We start from the raw sequence: 9,858 nt of genomic DNA, 5'->3' as shown, positions 1-9,858 counted from the left end.
GTCCACACCCACCCCACTCTTGATCTTCCCCGGCATTTCCGCTGGTAAACTGACCCACGAACCCCCCTCCCCACCCCACACGGGGTGGGGGCTGGGCTGAGTAGGGAAGCGGCGAATCCCGGCCCGGCCCGACACTCGCCGCCCCGCGGTAGCCCGCGGTTGGCGCGCAACTGACCTACGCCGAGGCGTCACATGCCTACCCGAGGGCGGGACGCGCCCGGGATCCCGGTCCCGGCCCGGCGTGTCTCGCCTTCCGGCAGCCGTGTTCGGCGCTCGTGCAGCCATGTGACGCGTTCCCGTAGTCCGGTGCCGGCCGGGTGCCCGCGCGCCGTGGGGCCGGGGTGCCAGGGCGCGGTCGCGTGTCTGCGGGGAGGGGTCACACGCCTACCTGGGCGCGGGACACGCCCGGGGGATCCCGGGCCCGCCATGGTGGGGCCCGGCGGCGGGATGGGGTGTGCTCGGGGCGGGCGTGGAGCGGGCGGCTGAGGGGCCGCGAGCGCGGGACCGCCGAAGAACCCCGGACCCGTTTGATGGTGGGGGTGCGGCGAGGTGGGTGTGCTCGGAACGGGCAGGTGAGGGCCGCGAGCGTGGGCGCGCCGAGGAACCCCGGACCCGTCGATGGTGGAGGTGCGGGCGGGTGAGGGGGCCTGGCGCGTGGGTGGGCAGGAGGTGGATTGGGTGGGTTCCGGAGCGAGCGTGGCTCGGGAAGGTGATGGCCCTGGGCGCGCGGGTGGTTAGGCGGCGGCGGGGGCGGGGGTGATGGCGGCGAGGCCGGCCGGGGTGAGGGTGGCGGGGACTCGCTGGCCGAGGACGCCGGAGTAGGCGGGCTCGATGAGGCCGTCGTGGGCGAGGATGTGGGCGGTGAACTGGTCGCAGCAGGGCACGCCGTCGATGAACAGGTCGGGCTCCTGGCTGCAGCTGAGTTCCGCGCGACCCGCGTCAACGGCGCGGAGCATCGCGAGGGCTCGGTGGTTCAGACCATCGAGCTGGGCCGGAGTGGGGCGGGCGGACATTGGTGTTACTTCCTTGCCTCATGGGATTTGTTCGACCCAGGTGTATCACCCGGCACCGACAATCCTTTGATGGAGCCCTGTCTCGTTCGGTTTCATCGCCCGTCCGACCAGGTTGTTAGCATTCTGCGCCTGGGGGGCGGGGTCCGTTCGTCCTTAACACTTACCAACAAGAGGCGCCGGGTAGTGGTTCTGATACATCCCGGCGTGCCGGGGAGCGGAACATCGGATCTCTCGCGGCAGGGCGAGCTGGACTAGACCACCATCGTTGAGAGCAGATCCCCTAGTGGTGGCCGTGTGGCAATGAGGTTGAGCGCCAGGCTTGACGAGTGGTGATGTTGCTCTTACTTTAAGTCGCAGGATACATCCGATGTATGACGATCCGATAAGGAAAGGGGTTTCCACGTGGATCGGGTAACGAGTTTCGACCGGCGGAGGGCGCTCGGGCTGGGCGCGGGTGTGCTGGGCGGGTTGGCGGCGGGGACGGGGACGGCGCGGGCGGCCACCAGAACCCAGCCGGTGGCGGGGCGTCAGCCCGCCGCGGCCTGGATGTTGTGGTGGAGTCCGAACCCGGCTACGGACGGGCTGAACGCGTTCGAGGGGTTGGAGGACGACCGGGCCGACTCGCATCCCGGGGTTCGGCACATCTACGTCTCCGGGGAGAGCTACCGGTTCGACATGCACACGGTGGACCGGGACGGGTCCGACCGGCAACGCAACGAATCCAAGGGGATGCGCTCCGGAAGCACGGTGCACAAGATCGGGAAGGATCAGACCTGGCGGATCACGTACCAGGCGTTCTGGCCGAGCTCGCTGACGGCGACCACCAAGTTCACCCATATCTTCCAGATGAAGGTGCCGGACGTGGGAGGTCCGCTGTGGACACTCACGCCGCGGCAGAAGAGCCGGCCGACGCTGACCGTTCTCACGTTGCGGGACAACGATGCCAACACCGAGCACGTCCTCGCCGACTACACGCCGCTGCAGAACAAGTGGCTGGACATCGAGTGGGAGTTCAAGGCGTCCAACAGCGGCGGCTACCTCAGGTGGGTGATCCGCAACGGTTCGACCACGGTGGTGGACAACCGCACGACGAGCGTCGACCTGTGGCGGGACGTCAACTATCTGCGACCGAAGTGGGGAATCTACCGCAGCATCGAGAGTTCCGGGCTGCAGAACACCTATCAGCTCATCCGGAACTACCGGGCCTACCAACTCGTGTAACGGCGAGCATGCGTGGTCGGCGGCGGGCCTCTATGTTGGGTTGGGTACGCCGTCTAAGGAAGGAACCAGCATGCTGGCAGTAACCGAAGCGGCAGCCGACGCGATCAGTGCGCTGACCGCGCAACGTGGGCTCCAGGACGAGGGTGGCCTGCGGTTCGCGGTGCACACCCGGGACGATTCCCAGGACGCACTGGCGCTGACCGTCGCACCCGGACCGGCTGCGGGCGACGAGGTGGTCACCGCCGACGCCGGTGCCCAGGTGTTCCTGGAGCCGCGGGCCGCGGAGTATCTCGACGACAAGGTGCTCGACGTCGAGCAGGACACCCAGGGGCAGATCAACTTCACCATTCTCGAACGGAGCTGACCCGACAGCCGTAGCGTTCCGGACGCGTTCAGCGACCTTTCAGTTGCCATCGCCGAAGATGCCGACTCCGGCGCTGGCGTGGGAGAGTTCGTGCGGCTGTTGGTGGTGGAGGACGAGAAGCGCTTGGCCGCGGGGCTGCGCAAGGCCTTGAGGCCGAGGGCTTCGCCATCGACGTCGTCGGCGACGGCACCGACGGGCTGTGGATGGCGCGCGAGCATCCGTACGACGCGATCGTCCTGGACATCATGCTTCCGGGGTCAACGGCTACCGCGTCCGCGAGACGCTGCGCGGCGAGGGCAACTGGACGCCGATCCTGATGCTGACCGCGAAGGACGGCGAGTGGGACGAGGTCGAGGCGCTGGACACCGAGCGCCGACGACTACCTGACCAAGCCGTTCTCGTCCGCGGTGCTCGTGGCGCGGTTGCGGGCGTTGCTGCGCCGCGGCGCCCGGGAGCGGCCACCGGTGATCAACGCCGGCGACCTGACGCTCGACCCGGCGGCGCGGCGCGTGTGGCGCGGCGCCGCCGAGGTCGCGCTGACCATGCGCGAGCTGGCGCTGCTCGAGTTCCTGCTGCGCCGCCCGGGGCGAGGTGGTGTCCAAAACGGGAAATCCTCGAGCACGTGTGGGACTACGCCTTCCGGCCGCCAGGTCGACGTGCAGCTCGACGAGCAGTTCACCGTCGTCGGCTCGTCCAGCGACGGCACGGGCGACGACAAGTAGGGCCAGCGATGGGTGCCGTCACGATCGAGGCCACCGGGCTCACCAAGCGGTTCGGCGGCCGGATCGCCGTGGCCGACCTTACCTTCACCGCCCGCGCCGGCTGGTGTTGCGGGCTCGGGCTGAACGGGACCGGCAAGACCACCGCGATCCGGCTGCTGAGCACCGTGCTGCCGCCCACCAGCGGGGAGTTCACCGTGGCCGGCATTCCCGGCACGCGACCGGCGGAGATCAGCCGCCGGGTCGGCGTGATGCCCGAGCGCGCCGGCTATCCGGGCTGCCAGACCGGGCGGGAGTATCTGCGCTACCACGCGCGGCTGCTTGGGCTGTCCCGGCCGGACGCGACCGTGCTCGCCGAGCGCCTGCTGACCGAGGTCGGCCTTGCCGATCGGGCCGAAACGCGGATCGCCGGCTACAGCCGGGGCACGCGGTAACGGCTCGGGATCGCCAGGGCCCTTGTCAACAACCCGACCGTGGTGTTCCTCGACGAGCCAACGCTCGGGCTCGACCCGTCCGGGGCACCGGGTGCTCACCACCGTGCGGGACGTCGTCGCCGGGCGGGGCGCCACGGTCGTGCTGTCCACCCACGACGGGTCCGACGTCGACGAGCTGTGCACCGGGTGCTCGAGCTCGGCGGCCACCCCACCGAAACTCCCGACTTGCGGCTACCGTTGTGCGACCCGCTCTACCGCTGACGCTGGAGACGTGCCGTGAGGAAAGCCCGCCGTGTTCCCGCCCGGTTAGCCGTCGCGGCCATGGTGGCCGCCGTGCTGGTTTCGGCGCCGCCCGCCGCGGCGGAGCACACGCCGCCACCGGCCGCGGTGTCCGTGCCGGGCTCGCACAACAGCGAGATGGGCTGCCCCGGCGACTGGCAGCCGGAGTGCGTGCCGGCCCGGCTCGCACTCGACCCGGCGGACGGCGTGTGGAAGGGCACCTTCGCCGTGCCGGCCGGCTCGTACGAGTACAAGGCCGCGCTGAACGGCTCGTGGACCGAGAACTACGGCGCGGGCGCGGTGCCGGGCGGCGCCAACATCCCGTACACCACTGCGGGCGGGTCGGTCTCTTTCTACTACGACCACGCGACGCACTGGGTCACCAGCGACGCGGAGGGTCCGATCGTCACCGCGCCGGGCAGCTTCACCAGCGAGCTGGGCTGCCCGGGGGACTGGGCGCCGGAGTGCATGCGCTCGTGGCTGCAGGATCCCGACGGCGACGGCGTCTACACGTTCACCACCACGGCGATCCCGGCGGGGGAGTACGAGGTCAAGGTGACCCACGGGCTGTCATGGGCGGAGAACTACGGCGCCGGCGGGGTGCCGGGCGGGGCGAACATCCCGTTCTTCGTCGCGGCTGACGGCGACCGCACGACGTTCAGCTACGTGCTGGCCACGCACGTGCTGACCGTGTCGGCCGGGGTGGCGCCGCCGAACCTGCGCGAGCAGCGGGCGCAGTGGCTGACCCGCGACGTGATCGCCCTCGACCTGCCGGACGGCGCCGAGGGGTGGACGTTCCGGCTGCACCACGCGCCGGAGGGCGGCCTGGTCGCGACCCCGGACGGGGTGACCGGTGGAGAATCGTTGCCGTTGAGCCATGATCCGGGCGGTCTGCCGGCGGAGCTTCGGCAGCGGTACCCGCATCTGGCGTCGTACGAGGCGCTTCGGGTGCCGGCCGCGAACGCCGGCGCGATCCTCACCGGGCAGGTGGCCGTGGCCGCCTACGACGCCCGGGGCCGCCTGGCCGACGCGACCGGCGTGCAGATCCACGGCGTGCTCGACGATGTGTACGCGGACGCGGCCGAGGCCGCGCTCGGGCCGGCCTGGCGCGGCCACCGCCCGTCGCTGGCGCTGTGGGCGCCGACGGCGAAGCACGTCAGCCTGCTGCTCGGGACGGACCGGCGGCTGGCCATGAACCGCGGCGGCGACGGGATCTGGCGGATCACGGGCCACCCGTCCTGGCGCGACGCGCGGTACGCCTTCGAGGTGACCGTGTACGTGCCGGGGGAGGACGCGGTGCGCACCAACGTGGTGACCGATCCGTACTCCCTTGGCCTGACCACCAACGCCGAGCGGTCGATCCTCGTCGACCTGTCCGACCGGGCGCTGCGGCCGGCCGGCTGGGACCGGCTGGCCAAGCCGCGGCTGGCCCAGCCCGAGGACAGCACGATCTACGAGCTGCACGTGCGCGACTTCTCGGCGTCCGATGAGACGGTGCCGGCCGCGCACCGCGGCACCTACCTGGCGTTCACCCATCCCGGCAGCGCCGGCATGCGGCACCTGCGCGGCCTGGCGCAGGCCGGGCTGAACTCGGTGCATCTGTTGCCCACCAACGACATCGCCTCGATCGAGGAGCGCCGGTCGGCGCAGCAGCGGCCGGCCTGCGACCTCGCGTCGTTCGGTCCGGCGTCGGAGGAGCAGCAGGCGTGCATCGGGCCGGTCCGCGACACCGACGCGTTCAACTGGGGCTACGACCCGCTGCACTACACCGCGCCGGAGGGCTCGTACGCCACCGACCCGGACGGCACCGCCCGCAACCGGGAGTTCCGCGAGATGGTCACGGCGCTCAACGGCGCCGGCCTGCGGGTGGTCATGGACGTGGTCTACAACCACACCCCGGCCTCCGGGCAGGCCCGCAACTCCGTCCTCGACCGGATCGTGCCCGGCTACTACCACCGGCTGTCGGCCACCGGCCGGGTGGAGACCTCCACCTGCTGCGCCAACACCGCGACCGAGCACCGCATGATGGGCAAGCTCATGGTCGACTCGGTGGTCACCTGGGCCCGTGAGTACAAAGTGGACGGATTCCGGTTCGACCTCATGGGTCACCACTCCAAGGCGAACATGCTGGCCGTGCGGGCGGCGCTGGACTCGTTGACGCTGAAGAAGGACGGGGTCGACGGGTCGAAGATCTACCTCTACGGCGAGGGCTGGAACTTCGGCGAGGTGGCCGACAACGCCCGGTTCGTCCAGGCCTCCCAGCTGAACATGGGCGGCACCGGGATCGGCACGTTCTCCGACCGGCTGCGCGACGCGGTTCGCGGCGGCGGCCCGTTCGACTCCGACCCGCGGATGCAGGGCTTCGCCACCGGGCTGTTCACCGACCCCAACGGCGCCGCGGTGAACGGATCCGTCGAGCAGCAACGGGCCCGGCTGCTGCTGTACCACGACCAGATCAAGGTCGGGTTGGCCGGCAACCTGCGCGACTACACCTTCGTCGACCGTGAGGGGGCGACCGTGCGCGGCGCGCAGGTCGACTACAACGGCCAGCCGGCGGGCTACGCGGCCGACCCGAGCGAGACGATCACCTACGTCGACGCGCACGACAACGAGACGCTGTTCGACGTGGTGCAGTACAAGCTGCCGGTGGCCACGTCCATGGCCGACCGGGTGCGGGCGAGCACCGTTGCACTGTCCACTGTGGCGCTGGCGCAGGGCCCGTCGTTCTGGCACGCCGGCACGGACCTGTTGCGGTCCAAGTCGTTGGACCGCAACAGCTTCAACTCCGGTGACTGGTTCAACCGGGTCGACTGGTCCTACCGGGACTCCACCTGGGGCTCCGGCCTGCCGCCGCGCGAGGACAACGAGTCCAAGTGGACGTTCATGCGCCCGCTGCTGGCCGACCCCGCGCTCGAGCCGCGCGCGGCCGACATCCGCGCCGCGCACGACCGGGCGACCGAGTTGTTGCGGATCCGGTTCTCCTCACCGCTGTTCCGCCTCGGCTCGGCAAACCTGGTGCAGCAGCGGGTCGCCTTCCCGACCGGCGGCCCGACCCAGACGCCCGGGGTGATCGTGATGACGCTCGACGACCGGGCCGGCCCCGACCTCGACCCGCGCTACGAGAGCATCGTCGTGGTGTTCAACGCATCCTCCGCACCGACCACCCAGACCCTGCCCGGGCTGGCCCGGTCCGGCTACGCCCTGCATCCGGTGCAGGCCGGCGGCGGCGACCCCGTCGTGCGTCAGTCGTCCTACGACCGGGCGACCGGCTCGTTCACCGTCCCGGGGCGCACGGTGGCGGTGTTCGTCGCCCGCTGACGCGCGGTGAGAGCGGCGGGCTGCAACCGCTCTGCAATGACCCGTGCTGGGATCGGTCACGGTCCGTCATGGGAGATGATCATGAAGCACGGTCGGGTGTTGCTGGTACTGCTCGTTCTCGCCGGGTGCGTGGTGGCCACGGGGGCCAGCTCGGCGGCGCCCGCGCCGTCGTGCCTGCGGGCCGAGGATTTCGGGGCGGTGCCGGACGACGGCCAGGACGACCGGGACCGGCTGCAGGCGGCGATCGACGCGGCGCAGGCCGGTCCGCGCTGCCTTGAGCTTGGTCCGGGGCGGTTCCACGCGACCCGCCGGCAGACGCCCGGCACGAGTTCGATCGCGAGCCTGCGGATCACCGGCAGCCTGGTGTTGCGGGGTGCGGGGGAGGGCGTGACCGTGCTGGCTATGCTCGGTCCCGGCACCTGCTCGGGCTGCCAGGGTTTCCCCAACCCGACCGACTGGCACCTGCTCGCCGTCACCGGCGCCACCGACGTGTCGATCAGCGGCCTGACCTTCGACGGCTCGGAGCGGACGAACACCATCGAGCAGACCCATCTGCTGCAGGTCAACGGCCCCACCGACAACGTGCTGATCGAGCATGCGACGTTCAACTTGCCGATCATCGGCCCGAACGCAGGCGGCGACTGCATCCGGCTGCTCGGCACGCACACCGAGTGGGTCCGCAACACCACGATCCGGCACACCCGCGGCCTCGACTGCGACCGCTCGTTCATCGGCATCCAGCGCGGCCTCGACGGCGTGGTGATCGAGCACAGCGAGTCGGTCCTGGTCGGCGACCAGGCGATCGACTTCGAGCCCACTGGCGGCCCGAGCTTCGAGTGCCAGCCGATCGTCAAGAACATCCTGATGCGCCAACTGGTCCTGCGCCGCGGCGTAAGCGCGGGGCTGACCGCGACCATCCACGGGGACGGGTGCGCGGTCGCCGAGAACGTCACGCTGACCGACTCGACGGTCGAGGACGGCACGGTGTCTATTTTGGACGCCCGGGACGTCACCCTGTCCCGGCTTCGGCTGCGCAGCCTCCCCGGCAATCCCGCCCCGATCGTGCTGGCCCGCAAGCGCATCGAGAACCTGCGGATCCTGGACAGCGAGCTGGAGCGCCTGGCCGACTCCGGCACCGGCCAGGCCCTCAAGATCAGCGGGCAGAACGGGGCCTTCCCGACCGACGTGCTGCTGTCGGGAGTCCGGATCACACAGGCCACCCCGGGTCCGCTGGTGTCCACCGAGCACCTCGCCCGGCTCGTGATCGTCGGCGCCGAACTGGTCTACACCGGTCCGCCGGTCGGCAACCACGCCGTCCACGTCCGAGGCTTCGCCGAGGCGCCGGCCGAGGCTCCGGTCCTGGTGGACACGACCGTGGCCGGCGCGCTCGCCGGCGCCGCCCGGGTGGCCGGCGTGTTCACCGGCCAGCCCGTCCTCGTACGCGTCACCGGCCCGTAAACCCATGCACGACACCGAGTCGATGCGCGCCGTGTACGACCGGTACGCCCGCGCGGTGTTCACCATCGCGCTGAGCGTGCTCGGCGACTGGCAGCGCGCCGAGGATGCGGTCCAGATCACGTTCACCAAAGCCTGGCACGCTTCCTCCACAGTGGACGAACTGCGCGGCATCGCCCCCTGGCTGTACACCATCGCCCGGCACGTGGCCATCGACCTCTACCGCCGCGACCGCCGCCACCGGCTCCCCCGGCACACCGACGAGCCGGCCGTGGCCGGAGTATCGCTCGAAACCATCTGGGAACGCCGCGAAATCGGCCGCGCCGTGAACGACCTCCCCGCGGTGGAACGTGAGATCGTCCAGGCTCAGCACTACCTCGGCCTCAGCCACGCCCAGATCGCCGACCACCTCCGCGTCCCCATCGGCACCGTGAAGTCCCGCTCCCACCGCGCCCACCGCCGCCTAGCCACCCGCCTGCGCCACCTACGGATCCCCTGGGAAGCAACGTGACGTTGCTTTCTTCTTGGGAAAGGAATGCCACGGGGTTTGCTTGCCGATGCGGAGCTTGTGCGGTTGTCGGGTTGGGTGGCGGCGGGGTTGGCGGGATGGCTGGGTTGCGTTGTCGGGCGCCGAACACAACGACCGCTGCGGCGCGATGAATGCCCGGTCGGCCGGCAGGGTTGGCGCTCGTTAAGCCGAGTTCAGGGATGGCCGATGCGGGCGGTGCGCCTGCTGACCTGGATTGTGGTGGCGGCCAGGGCCTGAGATCACTATGCGAGGTAAGGCTCGCGGTGCCCTTGGCCGGAGATCGGTCGGGCCATCTGCGGACCCGATGAGAAGCATTGTGACGTTGCTTTCCTTCTTGGGAAAGGAATGCCACGGGGTTTGCTTGCCGATGCGGAGCTTGTGCGGTTGTCGGGTTGGGTGGCGGCCGGCGGCGGGGTTGGCGGGATGGCTGGGTTGCGTTGTCGGGCGCCGAACACAACGACCGCTGCGGCGCGATGAATGCCCGGTCGGCCGGCAGGGTTGGCGCTCGTTAAGCCGAGTTCAGGGA

General features: G+C 70.5%; 7 protein-coding genes and 1 pseudogene. 7 read left to right on the top strand and 1 reads right to left on the bottom strand.

Annotated elements, in window-relative coordinates:
• Positions 1 to 734: 734 nt before the first annotated feature.
• Entirely contained in the window at positions 735 to 956 is a 222-nt protein-coding gene (locus tag VGX25_RS26835) for a hypothetical protein (protein ID WP_414635978.1), read from the bottom strand.
• Positions 957 to 1,415: 459 nt separating this feature from the next.
• Between VGX25_RS26835 and VGX25_RS26830 the strand changes: the two genes are divergently transcribed.
• The 7 genes and pseudogenes from VGX25_RS26830 to VGX25_RS26800 all read left to right on the top strand — a co-directional run bounded on the left by VGX25_RS26830 (position 1,416) and on the right by VGX25_RS26800 (position 9,314).
• Positions 1,416 to 2,234, top strand: a complete 819-nt coding sequence (locus tag VGX25_RS26830) for a Tat pathway signal sequence domain protein (RefSeq protein WP_326920686.1) — start codon at positions 1,416 to 1,418, stop codon at positions 2,232 to 2,234.
• Positions 2,235 to 2,304: 70 nt separating this feature from the next.
• On the top strand, positions 2,305 to 2,598 hold the full coding sequence (locus tag VGX25_RS26825) for an iron-sulfur cluster biosynthesis protein (protein WP_326920685.1): 294 nt from the start codon (positions 2,305 to 2,307) through the stop codon (positions 2,596 to 2,598).
• A gap of 90 nt (positions 2,599 to 2,688) precedes the next feature.
• Positions 2,689 to 3,229, top strand: a pseudogene (locus tag VGX25_RS26820) (response regulator transcription factor); the annotation flags it as partial.
• Positions 3,230 to 3,328: 99 nt separating this feature from the next.
• Complete coding sequence (locus tag VGX25_RS26815) at positions 3,329 to 3,751, top strand: ATP-binding cassette domain-containing protein (protein WP_326920688.1); 423 nt, start codon at positions 3,329 to 3,331, stop codon at positions 3,749 to 3,751.
• A gap of 276 nt (positions 3,752 to 4,027) precedes the next feature.
• The gene (gene pulA, locus VGX25_RS26810) at positions 4,028 to 7,348 is read left to right on the top strand and encodes a pullulanase-type alpha-1,6-glucosidase (RefSeq protein ID WP_326920684.1); all 3,321 of its coding nucleotides are present in this window, start codon (positions 4,028 to 4,030) and stop codon (positions 7,346 to 7,348) included.
• 81 nt (positions 7,349 to 7,429) lie between these two features.
• Positions 7,430 to 8,806 carry a hypothetical protein gene (locus tag VGX25_RS26805; protein WP_326920683.1) on the top strand — a complete coding sequence of 459 codons (1,377 nt, stop codon included), beginning with the start codon at positions 7,430 to 7,432 and terminating at the stop codon, positions 8,804 to 8,806.
• Between the two features lie 4 nt (positions 8,807 to 8,810).
• Positions 8,811 to 9,314: an RNA polymerase sigma factor gene (locus VGX25_RS26800; protein WP_326920682.1), complete on the top strand. Its 504-nt coding sequence runs from the start codon at positions 8,811 to 8,813 to the stop codon at positions 9,312 to 9,314.
• Positions 9,315 to 9,858 lie beyond the last annotated feature (544 nt).

Origin of the sequence: Actinophytocola sp. (genome assembly GCF_035942955.1) — a bacterium.
Taxonomy (GTDB): Bacteria; Actinomycetota; Actinomycetes; order Mycobacteriales; family Pseudonocardiaceae; genus DASYTH01.
The sequence above is the reverse complement of the archived record's forward strand: the minus strand, read 5'-3'. Positions and strand labels throughout refer to the sequence as shown.